The sequence below is a fragment of the Ketobacter alkanivorans genome, assembly GCF_002863865.1.
GTDB classification, from domain to species: Bacteria; Pseudomonadota; Gammaproteobacteria; order Pseudomonadales; family Ketobacteraceae; genus Ketobacter; species Ketobacter alkanivorans.
This window is the reverse complement of the sequence record NZ_CP022684.1, coordinates 685,170-700,476: the sequence shown is the minus strand read 5'-3', so window position 1 is coordinate 700,476 and position 15,307 is coordinate 685,170. Positions and strand designations below refer to the sequence as shown.

Annotated in this window: 16 protein-coding genes; 3 read left to right on the top strand and 13 right to left on the bottom strand. The window is 51.0% G+C overall.

Features of this window, described 5'->3' with window-relative positions:
* Positions 1-56: 56 nt before the first annotated feature.
* The 13 genes from Kalk_RS02785 to Kalk_RS02725 all read right to left on the bottom strand — a co-directional run bounded on the left by Kalk_RS02785 (position 57) and on the right by Kalk_RS02725 (position 13,477).
* The gene (locus tag Kalk_RS02785) at positions 57-1,523 is read right to left on the bottom strand and encodes a DUF4139 domain-containing protein (protein ID WP_101892753.1); all 1,467 of its coding nucleotides are present in this window, start codon (positions 1,521-1,523) and stop codon (positions 57-59) included.
* Positions 1,524-1,974: 451 nt separating this feature from the next.
* A complete protein-coding gene (locus Kalk_RS02780) occupies positions 1,975-2,574 on the bottom strand; it encodes an NUDIX domain-containing protein (RefSeq protein WP_101892752.1) in 600 nt (199 codons plus the stop codon).
* Between the two features lie 40 nt (positions 2,575-2,614).
* Complete coding sequence (locus Kalk_RS02775; protein WP_101892751.1) at positions 2,615-3,016, bottom strand: hypothetical protein; 402 nt, start codon at positions 3,014-3,016, stop codon at positions 2,615-2,617.
* Positions 3,017-3,114: 98 nt separating this feature from the next.
* A complete protein-coding gene (locus tag Kalk_RS02770) occupies positions 3,115-5,274 on the bottom strand; it encodes a tetratricopeptide repeat protein (protein ID WP_101892750.1) in 2,160 nt (719 codons plus the stop codon).
* Positions 5,275-5,292: 18 nt separating this feature from the next.
* Entirely contained in the window at positions 5,293-6,045 is a 753-nt protein-coding gene (locus Kalk_RS21315; RefSeq protein WP_199768001.1) for a hypothetical protein, read from the bottom strand.
* A 23-nt stretch (positions 6,046-6,068) separates the two neighbouring features.
* Positions 6,069-6,569, bottom strand: coding sequence for a peroxiredoxin family protein (locus Kalk_RS02760; RefSeq protein ID WP_158643277.1), 501 nt, complete (start codon positions 6,567-6,569; stop codon positions 6,069-6,071).
* A gap of 16 nt (positions 6,570-6,585) precedes the next feature.
* Positions 6,586-7,515, bottom strand: coding sequence for an AgmX/PglI C-terminal domain-containing protein (locus Kalk_RS02755; protein ID WP_101892748.1), 930 nt, complete (start codon positions 7,513-7,515; stop codon positions 6,586-6,588).
* The gene (locus tag Kalk_RS02750) at positions 7,512-8,021 is read right to left on the bottom strand and encodes an ExbD/TolR family protein (RefSeq protein WP_101892747.1); all 510 of its coding nucleotides are present in this window, start codon (positions 8,019-8,021) and stop codon (positions 7,512-7,514) included. Before Kalk_RS02750 ends, Kalk_RS02755 begins: the two co-directional genes overlap by 4 nt.
* Entirely contained in the window at positions 8,018-8,557 is a 540-nt protein-coding gene (locus Kalk_RS02745) for an ExbD/TolR family protein (protein WP_101892746.1), read from the bottom strand. Before Kalk_RS02745 ends, Kalk_RS02750 begins: the two co-directional genes overlap by 4 nt.
* A gap of 46 nt (positions 8,558-8,603) precedes the next feature.
* The gene (locus Kalk_RS02740; RefSeq protein WP_101892745.1) at positions 8,604-9,299 is read right to left on the bottom strand and encodes a MotA/TolQ/ExbB proton channel family protein; all 696 of its coding nucleotides are present in this window, start codon (positions 9,297-9,299) and stop codon (positions 8,604-8,606) included.
* Between the two features lie 137 nt (positions 9,300-9,436).
* Complete coding sequence (locus Kalk_RS02735; protein WP_101892744.1) at positions 9,437-9,727, bottom strand: hypothetical protein; 291 nt, start codon at positions 9,725-9,727, stop codon at positions 9,437-9,439.
* Complete coding sequence (locus Kalk_RS02730) at positions 9,724-10,533, bottom strand: tetratricopeptide repeat protein (protein ID WP_101892743.1); 810 nt, start codon at positions 10,531-10,533, stop codon at positions 9,724-9,726. Before Kalk_RS02730 ends, Kalk_RS02735 begins: the two co-directional genes overlap by 4 nt.
* Positions 10,520-13,477, bottom strand: a complete 2,958-nt coding sequence (locus Kalk_RS02725; RefSeq protein WP_158643276.1) for a tetratricopeptide repeat protein — start codon at positions 13,475-13,477, stop codon at positions 10,520-10,522. Before Kalk_RS02725 ends, Kalk_RS02730 begins: the two co-directional genes overlap by 14 nt.
* Before the next feature lie 267 nt (positions 13,478-13,744).
* On the opposite strand from Kalk_RS02725, the gene Kalk_RS02720 reads away from it, so the two are divergent.
* From Kalk_RS02720 to Kalk_RS02715, 3 genes are read left to right on the top strand one after another with little or no spacing between them, the layout of a single operon-like run.
* Positions 13,745-14,635, top strand: a complete 891-nt coding sequence (locus Kalk_RS02720; protein WP_101892741.1) for a 5'-3' exonuclease — start codon at positions 13,745-13,747, stop codon at positions 14,633-14,635.
* Positions 14,628-14,876 carry a fructosamine kinase family protein gene (locus Kalk_RS21310; RefSeq protein ID WP_199768000.1) on the top strand — a complete coding sequence of 83 codons (249 nt, stop codon included), beginning with the start codon at positions 14,628-14,630 and terminating at the stop codon, positions 14,874-14,876. Before Kalk_RS02720 ends, Kalk_RS21310 begins: the two co-directional genes overlap by 8 nt.
* The gene (locus tag Kalk_RS02715; RefSeq protein WP_199767999.1) at positions 14,869-15,306 is read left to right on the top strand and encodes a fructosamine kinase family protein; all 438 of its coding nucleotides are present in this window, start codon (positions 14,869-14,871) and stop codon (positions 15,304-15,306) included. The genes Kalk_RS21310 and Kalk_RS02715 overlap by 8 nt, the downstream gene beginning before the upstream one ends.
* The last annotated feature ends 1 nt before the right edge of the window (position 15,307 follow it).

The following is a 15,307-nucleotide window of genomic DNA, read 5'->3' as shown; positions in this document are numbered from 1 at the left end:
CGTCACTATTTTATTTTGATTCAAGAGATCCACACGCGAACACAATGTTGGTGCTATCACCACTGATAGTGAACGGTGTAGGTGGTGGTTTTTTCCTGATCTGGTTTTAGCTCCACTTCGAACTCAATGGTTTGAGCGTCAGTTTTGTCGAATGGACTTGAATGCGTTTGAATAGACCATGTGGTCCAACGATATAGGTGTTCCACAATTGAAACGGTTACAGGTACTTTCTTGCTGTTTTTCAGCGTTATAGCAAAGGATTCCTGAGCCGAGTTCTGACGATCATTCATTTGGAAATCCAAACGTTTGCGGCTACCAACCACGTCAAATGCGTTCCCTGTGTATAATGATACCTTTGCCTCGGTTGCGGTGTGGTCGATATTGTTTTCACCAAGAAACTCAAGCTGCCCGTCGTTATCTGCTTGGTAGAATCTCACGCGGCCCTTTGGCAGAGGAATACCCAGTCCGTTCTTCTTGCTGTTGTTGAATTCCCGATAGATCCACACTTTGTTGTTGCTTTGGGTGCCGTAGTTGGGATCGCTGCGAATCCGCTCCATTCCAGGTTGATAGCGCTGATCAATCTGAGCGCCGTCATAAATGAAACGCGTATTGGAGATAACCCCGCTGGCATCCACAAAGGCCACCTGTTTGCTTTCACCATCGGCAAGGTCAATCGGGCGGCCAATGGCATAAAGGTGATACTCATCAAAATCTTTCTGAGTAACGCTTGGGGCATCCATCGCCATTTCCATCGCCATGGCTCTTGCTTTGTATAGGTTTACCGAAGGAGGGCTCAGTTTGTTGATGTCCCCAGCCATCAATTTTATTTTGGCAGCGTTGAAGCTTTTACCCGATTGGTTTTCAAAAGTGACCCAGCCATTGACGTTAACCTTGTCGGTGTTTTCTTTTGCAATCAGGTTATAGTCGGCCTTCCAGTTCAGGCCGCCAGTGAGATACGCCAATTCAGCATTTACCTCGCCTGATTTACCCGATTTCAATTGCCAGGCTAAGGTAGGTTTAAGCAGCGTGTCATCCTTCAGGGCAGGAAACAGAGGGCGTCCGGGCAAGCCGAAACGGGTTTTACCCTCCATTTCGATAATGGGCGAGCCTCCAGAGAGGCCACTGCGTATGATTTTGCCCGGCAGGTTCGAGGTTTGTTTATTGCGGATAACTTCGAAGTCGATGGTCTGGCCTTCAAAATAGTTCAGTAGCAGGGCCTCATTTACCGGCAACGACAGGTAGTTTTGTTCAAGAATCGATAATGGCCATTTAGTATCAGTTGGCCGAAACACCACAGAATCGGGCTCCAGTTGCTTGGTTATGTCCTGATACTTAACATCGTTGTCGCCTTTGGAGAGGTTAAGTTTAATGGTGTCTCTTACAACTGCGAAATTGCCGTTGTAAATGGTAAGGGAGGGCGCGGAGACAGCGGTACGGATACCAACGCTGAATAATCCGACAGCCAAACTGATCGAAATGGCGATGGATAAGGCGCTTTTGGGGGTATTGCGGTTCTGTTTCATGTCATATCCTTATTGGGTTCCACGTAGTTACTTATACGTGCCAATGCATGTCACTGTACATTCTAATGTGTTGTTGAGCGAGCTGAGTGAACATCAGGCCGATTCTGTCCCTTAGAATCGCTGCTATTATATCTTCCTACGTCAGCCAGTATATTGACCTAACATTAAAGGATAGTGAAACAAGGGAATATAGCCTTTGTATTCGATCATGGGTTTGAATATTAATGAGCCCGGTCAAAAAAGCATCTAATTGCCATTAGACAATGGACATTTCCGCCAGTTCGATGTTCCGTAGCATATACGTAAACTCCAACAATAAAGCGTCGAGTTAATATATGAGTTGAATATGCAGGTAGCGGCTCCAGGTGCGGACGCGGGGCTGCAACCTGGCGCAAGGCTACTGTTTTGGTTGTTAGATGCTCGCGCCTTAGATCAGCTTGATGGATGTGGATTAAGTATTCCGAACTAATATCTCGCAGATGATTCTGGCCCAGCCCTCAATATTATACTCGCCAGAAAGCAGCTCTTTGGGTGATATGAATCCTATTGTCTTCAGCTGTTCTTCCGCTGATGCGATACCTTCTCCGTCCAGTTCGTGAACGTACACTACTGCCAGGTGAACTCTATCTACCTCTGTTTCATCAGAGCAGATCTTCTGCGCCAGCTCTGTAGTATTAATAACTGCCGAGGTTAAATGTACCTCCTCATTCAGTTCGCGAGCCATGGTTTGGGATAGGGATTTTTCGAGATCAATAACGCTGTCTTCAACAACAAGATCATTCAAATCCCAATGGCCACCAACGGCTACAGCTACTTTGTTATGCAGTCGAGTTTCTCCGCCTTTGGATGTGCGCTCGTAAGCCCATACTTTGCCTTTGTGGGTAAAGATCGAGACAGGCAGTACTTGACGAAAATCCTCATCCAGTTCCAAGGATGCGCGCTGCCCCAGCATCAGGTCTTGATTGCTCAACTCATAGTCGACAAAGCCATGCTTGTGGTGTGTTACTTTTGAGGATTTGATGCAGACGATGTGCTCTTGATGTTTTGCCATTATGTTTGCCGTTAGTGGTTTGGTTTTGGGTAGCTTTATTCTATTCGAACCCCAAGGACTGGATATTACGGTTGCGCTCTTGGCGCAAATGTAACCCTGCATACAATACAATAAGTCCAGCCATACTCAAGTATAGATGCCACCAGAAGCTGGGGATCTCAACCACAAATTGGTCGGGTTGCTCTGGGTTGAAATATACTTTTCGGGTGCTGTCGTTGATGCTATCCGAAGGTTGAATTTCGTAGCGTTTTTCACCCACCTGATAGTAAAAGCTCTGATTCACCCGAGCAATTGTGGCGGCAGGCCAACTTTGCTTTTGTAGGGTGCTGTGCAGTAGTGCCAGGCTGAATATCAGAACGATCGATCCACCGCTGATAACCAAGTAGGCGATGGCTCGTATTATCGGGTGTTGGTTGGTTTTGGTAGATGTAGTGCTAGACATAGTGTGCCGCTTACATGAACAGTATTTGAGGTCAATGCTAGCCTGTATGATTTGATCTCACAATGAGCTAGAGCAAGAGCTTGGGTGAGCGCGTAATATCAATCGCCTGAAAAAATGCGTTTGATCACGTCACCCAGGTTCTGAGCTGACTCTTTTTGATCCACCGGGGTCAGTTCAGTGTTGGTATCCGGGGCCGACGAATCGGAGGGTTCGGCACCTAGCTCTAACATAATGCTTTGCTCGCGTATTCTTTTGCGATTTCGCTCCTGCATGTAACCAAGATCCTGTAGGCGGGCAATGGCCAACAAGGTTTTTGCGCGCATGGCATCCAGTTGCTTCTGCTGCCGTTCGATGATAGCGACCGCCAGTTTCTGCATCTGATGGCGCTGTTGGCGAAGTTGTCTGGCGGTTTCAGCTTTAAGGCCTTCCACTCGCTGGCGCAGGTCAATAACACGGGTCTCGAATCCGTAGAAGCGATTCAGTCGAACTTCTCTGGCAGCGGATACGGCTCGTATCCGGTTCTCGAGTTCGGTGAGCATGTTATTGATGGCTACTTGCTCTTTGGTGGTTTCCCATCTTTTGTCAATGGAGGCGGCACTCAGATCCCACAGCAACAATCCTTTCAATAGCTTCAGCTTATGCCATTCCTCGGCATACATATCCGGATCATTCAGTTCATTAAGTGTGCTTTCGATGGCATCGAGGCGTTCTTTCTGGGCCAGTTGGGACACATTGGCCAGCCCCATAAGGTCGTCATTGGCGATGATCTGATTCAGGCGGGTTTCGAATTCATCCAGTTTTACTCGTGAATAGGCGTAGAACTTTTGTGACTGCTCAATCGATTTTTCAGCTTGCGGAGCCAGCTCGTTCAGACGCTCAACGTGGGTATTGATCATTTCGTTGAAACTGGGGAACTGCTTTTCCCAGTGGTTTAGTACCATGTACAGCCGTTGTAATTCACGGTAATCGTGATAAAGCCGCTGGAAGTCATTGCTGGCGAAATACTGATACAAATGCTGACTGATCTCATCATCCACCGGCAACTGAAACTCGGGGAGGGTGCCCATTACATCCTGGCCGGATAAATCCACGGGGCTGATGTTTTCTATCCAGTCGGGTTGCAATACTCCGCGTTTGATTTTTTCAAGTTTGCGGCGTTGGTTGCGGAATATCTTGTAGGCCGCATTGTAACCATCCAAGGCATCTTGCAGTGCGCCGAGTTCTTCATAGACAAAAGGCACATTGAGAATGCTTTCCTGAACGGATGGATCCGTAAGAGGGCGCTCATTCAGCTCCATCCAGGGTGTTAGCGCGTCTGCTTTGCGGTCAGCGTGAAAATGAGTCCAGCCCAGCGCTAACAACGCCCGATTGGCCACCGGCCCATACAAACGAATTTTCAAAAACGTTTGTTCCGCCAAGGCCAGTTCGTTGCTGCGCAAGTAATGGATGCCAAGGGCCAGGGCCGCCTGGTCGTGCACAGTTTTATCTATGTCGGTATGGGGTTGATTGCTGTTGAGGATGTCGCGGTAGTATCCGGCAGCGCCTTCCATATTGCCCAGCTGCGCCATTGCCGAACCCATGTTAAAACGCACAAACAGGCTTTGGACTCGATCTTCTTTTAGGTATTGGCTCAGGGATTGGGCCTGATTCACATCACCCAGGCGAATGTAGCAGAGTATTTGTAACAGCACGTACTCGGCAGCACGGGACTCCACAGGCTCACTGATATTGGAAGTGAGTATATCTAAGGCGTGTTGTGGTCTGCCGCGCTTGTAATAAATGCGGGCCAACTGATACCAGGATTCATCTGCTCCTTGTGGCGATGTGTAGGTATTCAGCAGGTTGGTGAAAATAGCTTCGCCGTTATCAAGTAAGCCATAAGAAACATAGAGAGCACCCAATACCAGCTCTGCGTGTTCGCTGTTGTTTTTAAACAAACCTCGCTCTTTGGCTACCAGGATTTTGGTAATGGCAGAGAAGTAATGTTCTTGATAGAACTCATACAGTAAGTCACCATACGCCAGGTCTTCAATCGCATGTGGTTGATCGATGGGCACTGGCGGCTTGGGTTGTGGCGGTGCTTCAGTGCCTTCAACCGTAGTTTGATCGGAGCCAAACCAGTCAAATGGATCCAGGTCCAAGGCGTTGGCACGATCCGGCATGGCTATTGTCAGTGCAATAACCAAGGCAGCACTCAGGCTCCAGAGTGTCGAGGAGGTCTGGTGCCGATCAGCCAGGCGATGAGGGTTCGGTTTCAATTCAGGATTCCTCAGCCATCACTCCCACTGCTTCAGTCTGAAGCCGGGTTGCTTGCGGAGATCATCCCCTTCGATGGTTAGTTCGATATATTTGGTGCCGCTGGTTTTCTCAAACGCCATGCTGACTGCTCGCTTGTAGTCGCGTCCTTCTGGCCCGACTCCAGTCACCACCGCAACCAGTTCGTGCTCACCTACTGGCAGGTTGCCAGTGAACAGTCGCTGTACAGCGCCGCGATTCATTGCTTTCAATTCGCGCTCGGTATAGAGGTGGTTGCTGATAGGGCGATCATTGATTTTGAGCGAGACACCATCCAGCTGAAAGTACTCCAGAGCATCATAAGACACGAACACGTTCACCTGCGTGCTGCTCGGGAACAGTAGATCTTCTTCGAGGATAAACAGATCCCGGTTCACTTGCAGAATCTTTTCCTTGAGGGATTGCATCTCCTGTTGCATGGTTTCAGGATCTTTGTCTGCCATGGCAGTTTGCGCATCCCCGTTGGGGTTTTCTGTGCCGTACAGAATCATGTTCAGATCAACGAACTCTTCTTCTTCGGCTGGTGCCTCGAGATTGGCTTTGGGTATGGCAACGGTTGCTGCCGGGGCGCTGGCTTCTTCATCCAGGATGTCATCGATTTCGATGAACTCAAGGTCGTCGCCCACATCAAGATCCACGGTCTCTTCCAGATCAGCCGCAGTGGACAGGCTGCAGAGTGACACCAGCAGCAGTGCGGAAAATAATCGGGCCAGTTTGTGATTGATCGCGTTCATGTGCTTCACTCGTTTGGGTTCGCCTACTCGGATACCAGGCTTTGCAGCAGGGTATCGAATGTGTTGACGTCAGTTGGCTCAAAGCCGTTTTGCAAATGACGAATAACCCCATCCCTATCCACGATAAAGGAGGAGGGCAGATCATCTATGTCGTAGCGTTCGCTGACAACAAAAGTCTCATCATAGAGCACGGTCAGGGCCAGGCCTTTGTGCTCCTGATAGTGTTGGGTGTCGGCGCGATTTTTATCCAGAGTAATCGCCCATACTTTAACCCCGAAATCGGCGTACTTTTTCTGTAACTGTTCCAATGCCTGCAATTGTACCGGGCAGGAGCGACACCAGCTGGCCCAGAACACCACAGCGACAATATAGCCTTTTTGCTCTGACAGCCTCAGGTTGTGTGGACCGTCGCTGTGCAGTGTGAAATCAGGCGCTTTGTCACCTATCGGTGGTTTTTTGGCGAACGCTACAGGGCTGGCCAGTAAGGCCAACCCTATAATGATGCAACTCAGCGCTCTCAGCATGCTCTTACCCTTGTCATTACGACGGTATGAACGAGATGGGGTAGGTATCGTTCCATACACCCACAGCCATGGAACCAAAGTTGATGCGTTTGATCTTGAGCACGATTTTGCGCTCAAGGTCTGCATCGTTCAGCTCACTGCTGACCACGTCACACTTGGTGACAGTGCCATCTGGTTGGATTTCCATGCGCAGTACCACGGTACCTTCCAAGGCTGGGTTGTTGCGCAATGCCCGACGATATAAGGAGTAAATAGCGCCTTTATGCTTATCAAATACCAGCTGGATGTCTTCAGTGGAGCGACGAGCTTTACCATCTTTGCCACGTCGTTCCTCTTTTTGGGCAGCGGGATCGGCGATCTGGCTTTCCACTTTAGTTGAGGTGACGCCCGCCAGAGTGCCAGAACCGCCGCCGCCAGAGCTGGCCTTGGAAGTGCTGACACCGCCGCTGCTACCCAGTGCCATCGTTCCCACCAGTGAACGCTGGGTTGTTTGCTCTTGCGCACCCACAGAGGCAATCGATTTCTGCTCGGTTTTCAGATCCGCCAGATCATTGGTGTCCCTTAGATCGCTCAAGTCATCAAAGACAGCAATAGCGGCTTTGGCCTTTTCTTTCGCTGTTGGCTTGGGCTTCTCTTCTTTTTTAGGTTCTTCCTTTTTGGGCTCTTCTTTCTTGGGTTCTTCCTTTTTCTCTTCCTCTTTTTTCTCTTCTTTCGGAGGAGGAGGCGGTGGTGGCGGCTTTTGCTTTTCCATTACCAGTTTTGCCAATCGAGGCGGTATTTTCTCCACTTGATCCCGCTGCTTTTCGGGTACCGGGATATTGGGAATCACCAAAAGCATGATGACAAATATCACGATGAACACCGAGATCATCTTGCGGAACAGTTTTTCCTCTTCGGCTGCTCGATCCCAGGGCAGGCTTGGCGTTGAGTAATACAGAGGCTTCATGATCGCTTGTCCTCCGCTTTCTTGAGGACAGCCAGTGAGATACGTGAATACTCATTGTTGCTGCAGGTCATCATGATTTTGCGTAGCAGCGCGTAGGGGATTTCCTTGTCGCCCATGATGGTGACATCACGTTCTGCGACGCCCAGCTCATTCACCACCAGTGCCGGTGCTTTACTGGCCTGATAGAGCAGTTCTTTTTGCAGGGCAGGAATGGTATCGCTGCGTTGTGCCATGATGGTCGGCACTTCTTCCACGATGCGCCCATTCACCAATATGGTTTTGTCGTTCACCATAATGGTCAGTGTTTCTTTGGGCAGCTGTTCGGCAATGGACTCAGGCAGCTTAATGGACTTCTGGCTGGGCAGCTGAGTGGTATTCGATGAATTCACCAGCAGGAAGAACACCAGAATGGTAAATATGTCCATTAAGGACACCAGGTTTACGCCGGGCAGGAACTGGCGTTTGTGGCGTCGATCCATGCGTTTTGCGCGATGGGAAAGCTTCATGCCGCACCTCCTTCAACTGAGTTGATGGAGGAGGTATTTTGCTTATCGGGCGGCGCATCGCCAATGGCTATATCCGGAAACAGTTCAGCGCTTTCTGCCGTGCCGTTGATCACCTGTTTGGTCAGGCGCACTTTATCCATGGTGGTTACCAGTACGTCGTACGGCGTATTGGCTTCCAGCAGCAGGGTGATCTCGGTGATATCAGGGAAACGATTTTTCACCGCTTTCAGCGTTTTTACCATAGTGTCGTAATCGTGACTGTTACCGATATCAGGAATAATCTTTAGTGGCCCTGTCTGACGGTCGACCACTTCCAATCGGTTCTTGTATATCAGAACTTCCAGCACGATGGGTTTTTTGTCTTCCTGTTGCTGAACAGCCGGGGTGGTGGCCGGTAAGTTCAGTTCAAGAATTGAAATCTGCGAAAACACCGCTGTAATCAGCAGAAACGGCACCAGTACCACCATCAGGTTCATGAAGGCGGTAATGTTGATTTCTGCATCTCCAGTATGTCTTCGACGCGAGCGTCTACTCATAACAGCTCCTGCTCAAACGTATTCGTTTGGCCAACGCTAAACAGCATTAGCCCTGTCCGTTGCCCTGTGCCTTCTGGCTTTGTGCTTGACGGAATACGTTGAGGAATTTAACGGAGGCCATTTCCATGCTATCGATCAGCTGGTTGGTTTTGTTCTGCAAATAGGTAAAGGCCAGCAGGAGTGGTATCGCCGCCATCAGACCGAATGCGGTGGTGTTCATGGCCACGGAGATACTGGCAGACAGCAGGTCGGCTTTCTGCGACGGATCAGCGCTGGCTACGGCGGTAAATGCATTGATCAGACCCATGATGGTGCCCAACAGACCCAATAGCGTTGCGATGTTAGCGAAGGTGGCGATGTAGTTGGTGCGACGCTCTAGGTGAGGGATTGCTTCCATAAGGCCTTCTTCCATCGCCATTTCCACTTCGTCATGACGGGTTGCATAGGCGCTGCGGGACAGACCGTACACCAAGATTTTGGCCACTGCGCTGCCGGAGCCTTTGGCTTCCTCCATGGCTGATTTGAACTTGCCCTGAGTCAGGAGGGGAAACAGTTTCTTCCACACCATCTGATTTCGGGTTTGAGTGAGGTTCAGATAGATGAAGCGCTCCAGGGTGATGGCAAGGCCAACCAGAAACACCGCCAATATGATGTACATAAAGGGGCCGCCTTCCTGAAAGAACTGGGCGGTGGTGGTGATCAATCCTGCGCTTTGTTCAGCAGCATTCACTGTGTCAGACATTTTGGTCTCCTGCGTTACCAAATTAAGGTTTCATCTGTTCGTTTAATCAGTGTGTGTCCGGTGCCCCTGAATAGCAGTGCAGGGTGGCCGGGTTGTCGTTTCTTGTTCTTGTTGCGCTGTAAATCCTTATTGATCAATCACTTGGGGTCAGAGTGTTGCAGCAGGTTAAAATATTCCACTTGTCTGCGCAACTCGTCTTGATCCACCGGTTTGAGAGAATCATTCAGCAATTGGGAATCCAGAGTAGGCTTGGCTTCCCATGGGTCTATATTGAGCTCCCGATTCTGCCAGGGCACAACGTTCAACACGTTGGGAGCCTCTTTGGTGCCAATAATGGTGGTACCTTCATCCAGTGACCATGCGGCTTGGCTGGTGATGGCCAGCACAGTCAACAGTGGTATGCGTATCAGCTTATGTAATCGGTTCATTGTGCTCGCGCTGCTCGCCGTTGTAGTTCAATGATCCAGCCTTTGACTTTACGGTCCGGCTCGGGGATCAGGGTCTGATAGATTTCGAATTGGTTCAGGGCCATAGCGGGGTCGTGTAGATAAAGATCCGCCAGTACCCCAAGATTATAGTGGGCTGCTGCGTAGCGTTCGTCGATACGGATCGCAGATTCATAGCTGGCCTGTGCTTGTTTGAACTTGCCAAGCTGCCGACTTAACACTCCTAACTCATTAAGAAGTAACGGGTTTTTCCCATGCTGCAAGATGGATTTCTGCAACAGGTCGTAGGCTTCCTGGGTTTTACCTTTTTTTCTTAAAATAATGGCCTGGTTCACAATTGGGCCGGATAAGGCCGGATATTGCTGGGATAAGTCTTTAAAACGGGCCATGGCTGCATCCAGGTTGCCTTTGCGCAATTCGGTGATGGCGCGATCGTAGTCTGGCTGGGCCAGTTTTGCTTGTTTGGCTTGCTCGGGGTCGCGTGTTATCGCTTCCTGGCTGGGTTGATTGAGGCGTGCCAATACCGCAGCGGAGTCTTGGTCAGCGATGGTGTTGCTGGTGGACTCTGTTTGAGATGTGTCCGTGGCCTGTGTGCTTTCCGCATCGGGAATGGCGACCGCTTCTGGCGCTGCAGATTGCTCCTCAGGCACCTCGCCGGTCAGGTCAATGGTGACGGAATCAGGCATGTCGAAATCGCTTGATTCGAGGGTTTCTTTGTCGCCAAACATTGAGCAGCCAGAGAGGGCAAATATCACCAGCAGTGGGAGGGCTGATTTAGTATATGACATCAACGTAATCCTCCGTCAGTTCGGTTTTGTTGTAGCGGCCGGGCGATAGCTTGCTAAGTGATTCGTAGCTTCTCTGAATCCATTCATCCCAAACGCCATTGCTGGTTCGCTCGGAGTTGGTTTGAAATATAGCGATGGCTTTATCTTCGAAAGGCAGGGCCTGATCTTCCAGCAGTATTTCGTATTCCTCCAGGGCCAGCTCATCCAGGCCGCGGGGGCGTTCGCTTTCCATGATGCTGCGGGCGAACAGGCGATACACTTCACCGAGTTTATAGTTGGCAGCAGTGGTGAAATCGATGACACCGTATTGAACTGTTTTGGTGTAGGCCTTGCTGGCTTTCTGCATGGCGGATTTCTTTTTCTTGAGGCTGGTTTTGAGTGGCTGAGTCAGGCGTATGCTTTTGAAATCGGCAAATAAGGCATCGGCACTGTTGTAGGAGCCGTACGCGGCAAGGTACAGGGTACGGTCGGATTGCTCGGGGCCTGCGCTGGCGTGGGTTTCCACCAGTTTATTCAGCCAGAAGTAGCGTTTGTTGCTGTCGCCCTGTTTTTCATACAGGCCAACCAGTTTGTACTGGGCTTCCATGCGTGGGGCAACAGGGCGCTCGTAATCCCAGATAAACTTTTTGTACAGCTCGATTGCGCCATCGGTATCGCCGGTTTGCTCGCGCATTTCAGCAGCTTGCAGCAGTGCTTCCCGTGCCAGTTGGGGGTTGGTGTCTTTGTTAAGCATGGCAATGGTAAGCAGTTCCGCTGAGGCCATGGCCAGGTTGCCGGTTTTTTCATAGGCAAAACTGAGCTTGGCCGGAATCGAGGCGGTGAGCGCATTGCTCGGGAAGCGTTTGCGGAAGCCTTCCAATACGTTGATGGCTTTGTCGTATTCTTCCAGTTGAAGCAGTATGTTTGCCGCGTCGTAGTCGGCGTTGGCCCGTACGGAGGCGTTGGGCACGGCAACGGCAACACGCAGATATTCGCCGGCGGCTTCTGCCAGGCGGCCTTCCTGCTCCAGAATTTCACCCTGTTTGTAGATGCAGGTAGCGAGGTTTTCCTCGAACTTGACCCGTTGCTGGGGTTTGATGGAGTTGAATTCCAGCACCTTGCTGATGGCTTCCTCCGCTTTCACCCATGCCCCTTTGTCGAACATGCCGTTGGCGTAGGTGATCCAGGCTTTTTCTCTCAAGGCTTGCGGAGCAGGTGGAACCAGTTCGATGATGAGCTGGGCGGTTACGATGGCGCTTTCTATGTCGCCCAGCAGCAGCTGATCTTCGATGACGTTATCCAGCACCTTGGGTGTATTCACGTTGGCTGGGTAAGCCTTGGCAAAGCGCAGGGCGCTGCTGGCGCGCTTGGCGATCCAGCCGCGACGGGTAGGATCGTCTTTGGCCAGGGTGTTGAGGTATTCCTGATGGGCCAACAGGGCAAAATAGGCTGCTTTCTCGGCGTCGGCGTGGGGTGGGTAGTCGTATGCGGTACGCTCGAACTCTTCGATAGCGGGGCGGAAATCTTTGGCGGCAAACAGGGTTTCACCCAACAGCATATTCATGACGGGAGCGTTTTCGTCGTTGGGGAAGGTGGTCAGAAACTCGCGGTACCAGCGAGCGGCAATACCGTAATCCTTGGGTTGCTTGGTTTTTTGAGCCGAAGAGTGATAGTGCTGGGCCAGTTCGATCAGGTGTTGTTTCAGCTCTGCGCTGTATTGGTCGCGGGCCTGGGGAGTGGCGCGGGCCCAGAAGGCGCTGTATACGCCATATTGTTCAACAAACTTTTCTTTGTATGGCAATACCAGGCTGGGGAAACCGCCTTTCTGGTAGGTGTCGATTACGTTGGACGACATGGAAGGTGCCATTGGGTGCAACGGGTTCTTTTGAGAGAACATGGCGTAGGCGTCGGCGGCGTCTTTATAGCGCTCCTGATAAAGGTATAACTCTGCGAGGGCACTATAGACCTTGAACTCATAGATGCGGGAACCATTGGTGCGGAAGTACTGCGATACGCTTTCGGCACCCTCCAGATTCGAAAACGACATACTCAGTACGCGCAGGGTGTCATCCAATGTTTTTTGCTGAGTTTTGGACACTTCGGGTAGAGGAATAGCTTCAATCTTGGTTATGGTGCGATCGCGTCGCTCCGCGGCCCTTTCGGCCTCGGTTTTGGGTGGAGGGGTGGGCATGTAGCCATCCAGAAGCGCAACGAAGTCACCTACTGCCAGATCGTAATCCCCCAGTTTATAGAGGCTCCAGCCGTGCTTATAAAGGGAATGTTCGTAAAACTCCCGTGCCGGACCCGCTTTTAATACATAGGCATAGGCTTCAGCGGCGTCGGAGTATTCCCCCAGCAGAAACAGGTGTTCGCCGCGGCGGAACTGGGCCTCATAGGTGAATTCGCCATCGGGGTATTTGCTGACCAGTGCATCCAGTGTCTCACGGGCTTTGTCGGATTCGCCGTTCAGATCATAGGCTTTTGCCAGCAGATAATACTCTTCAGACAGATCGGTTCCAGCAGGTGCACCTAAAATCAGAGCCTCATAGATAGCAACGGCTTTAGTGTATTGGAGTGCTTCGATTTGAGGCGATGTGCCTGCAGTCGCGCCGTCAACCAGGGGGGATTCCTCCAAGGAGGCGATCATGTTGTCTTCGGTTGCCACCATGGTGAGGTCTGCCATGCGGCGCAGAGCCAGTGCGCGCTCTTCTTGTGTTGAAAACAAGGCCACGGCCTGTTCGTAACTGGCCAGCACCTTTTCGGCGGCAATGGGTTCCAGTTCTTGCGGTTTAACGCTGACATCACGGCGTTTTAAATCGGCCAGGGTGAGATCGCGGCCTTTACCGGCGCTGGTGGTTTGAGAAGACGGGGCACAGCCGGTCAGAACCAGAGCGCACAACAGTGAGCAGGCAGTAAGAGTAGAAATCACCCAACTTGCTTTAGTCTGTCTGATAGATTTACTCACTCGTAACAACCTGGCACTTCTTGTTATTGTCTCTCGAAGCGTAAATACCGGTGGGCCAAAGGATTAGAGACTTTAATTGTCGCTGGTTTTTTGAGATCTGGCAAAGTAGTGGGGGGCGTAAACTTAAAATTTGTGCGCCCGTTATCCAAAAACAGAAAGTATACCCTACTGAGACCTGCTTCTTTGGCTTATGCACTTGCTAGGTTATAGTGCATTTGTACGCTTTTCAGATAGTTATAGTTAGTTGTAGATAGGAATATAACAACTTTGAAAGATTCTGACACGGTTTATCTGCTGGATTCCAGTATCTACATATTTCAGGCCTGGTTTGGGTATCCGGATCACTTTCACGATCAGGCTGGCCAATCAGTGAACGCTGTTTATGGCTATATGAAGACATTACTTGCTCAATGTCGTGCCTTGCGCCCGAAATATATGCTGGCTGCGTTTGATGAAAGTTTGTTCAGTGGCTTTCGGCATCAGCTTTACCCCGATTACAAAGCGAACCGAGCCCTGCCTGACGAATCTCTGGCCAGGCAGCTGCAATTGTGTCGCGAATTAACCGAGCTGGCCGGTGTTTGTTGTGTGGGGGATGCTGTGTATGAGGCCGATGATTGGTTGGCCCTGGGAGCGCAGACGGCTAAGAGCGCAGGCCTGCGTTGTGCGGTTATCACGCGGGACAAGGATCTGGCGCAGCTGGTGGGGGAAGGGGATTTATGGTGGGATTGGGCCAAGGATGTGCGGCGTGACCACCGGGCTTTGATCGATCATTGGCAGGTGGAACCCTCGCAGATTCCGGATCTGCTGGCGTTGATGGGGGACAGCGCAGACAATATTCCGGGTGTTGCTGGTATCGGTGAAAAGTCGGCACAGGCGCTGATGAGCCATTTTGGCAGCCTGGAACATTTGTATTCAGATCTGGATGCGGTTTTGACCCTGCCGGTGCGGGGTGCAAAGCGGCTGCATGCAGTGTTACAGGCGTCTCAGGACCAGGCATTCCTGTTTCGGGAGCTGATTCGCTTGCGTCCGCCGCCTGATGCGCTGACGTTGAATCAGCTTGAGTGTGCCCCGGTCGGTCAGGATAAATGGTTGGATTTTATCAGTGCCGCTGGCCTGGGTGCTGAGTTTAAGAATTTGGTGAATCGATATTATGCTTAGACGCCCCGAAGCAGATGCAATACTCACGTGGCTAGCGGCAGAGCTGGGATGCGATTACCGCACCGCCGAGATACGGCCTTCAGGTGCTGGCTGCATTAATGCGACTTATGAAGCCTATAAGCCGGGCTTGGATTCCGTGTTTTTGAAGGTGGGCTCAATTGGCCAGTTGGATATGTATAAAAAGGAGTCGCTGGGGTTGCAATGGTTGGCATGCGGAATGGTGGTCGTTTTATGTGGATAAGCGTCTGTTGCCTCAACGCAAGTTGGCAGAGGCCAAGAGTATGCGGCGGGCGCTGCTTGAGCAATTAGATCGTTTGATGGCGTTGATCCCCGGCGCGATGAAAGGGTATGCGCCTGATCCGGTGTTATTGCATGGGGATCTGTGGAGCGGCAATATGGCAGTGGATGCCCAAGGAAAGCCAACCTTGTTTGATCCAGCGGTGTACTTCGGGGATGCCGAAACTGATTTGGCCATGACCCGTATGTTCGGTGCCCCCGGTGAGGCATTCTATGATGCGTACCACCATGCTATTGCGGTGCGGGAAGGGCATGTGCTGCGCCGTAACCTTTATGATCTTTACCATTGGTTGAACCACTTCAACCTGTTTGGTGTTATTTATTTGGGCCAGGTTGAATCAGCGTTGAATGCCGCACTGGCAGAACTCGGATGAA

Excerpts from the sequence above, each read along its gene's own strand:
- Kalk_RS02785 (WP_101892753.1), bottom strand. The coding sequence starts at position 1,523 with ATGAAACAGAACCGCAATACCCCCAAAAGCGCCTTATCCATCGCCATT.
- Kalk_RS02780 (WP_101892752.1), bottom strand. The coding sequence starts at position 2,574 with ATGGCAAAACATCAAGAGCACATCGTCTGCATCAAATCCTCAAAAGTA.
- Kalk_RS02775 (WP_101892751.1), bottom strand. The coding sequence starts at position 3,016 with ATGTCTAGCACTACATCTACCAAAACCAACCAACACCCGATAATACGA.
- Kalk_RS21315 (WP_199768001.1), bottom strand. The coding sequence starts at position 6,045 with ATGAACGCGATCAATCACAAACTGGCCCGATTATTTTCCGCACTGCTG.
- Kalk_RS02760 (WP_158643277.1), bottom strand. The coding sequence starts at position 6,569 with ATGCTGAGAGCGCTGAGTTGCATCATTATAGGGTTGGCCTTACTGGCC.
- Kalk_RS02755 (WP_101892748.1), bottom strand. The coding sequence starts at position 7,515 with ATGAAGCCTCTGTATTACTCAACGCCAAGCCTGCCCTGGGATCGAGCA.
- Kalk_RS02750 (WP_101892747.1), bottom strand. The coding sequence starts at position 8,021 with ATGAAGCTTTCCCATCGCGCAAAACGCATGGATCGACGCCACAAACGC.
- Kalk_RS02745 (WP_101892746.1), bottom strand. The coding sequence starts at position 8,557 with ATGAGTAGACGCTCGCGTCGAAGACATACTGGAGATGCAGAAATCAAC.
- Kalk_RS02740 (WP_101892745.1), bottom strand. The coding sequence starts at position 9,299 with ATGTCTGACACAGTGAATGCTGCTGAACAAAGCGCAGGATTGATCACC.
- Kalk_RS02735 (WP_101892744.1), bottom strand. The coding sequence starts at position 9,727 with ATGAACCGATTACATAAGCTGATACGCATACCACTGTTGACTGTGCTG.
- Kalk_RS02730 (WP_101892743.1), bottom strand. The coding sequence starts at position 10,533 with ATGTCATATACTAAATCAGCCCTCCCACTGCTGGTGATATTTGCCCTC.
- Kalk_RS21310 (WP_199768000.1), top strand. The coding sequence starts at position 14,628 with ATGCTTAGACGCCCCGAAGCAGATGCAATACTCACGTGGCTAGCGGCA.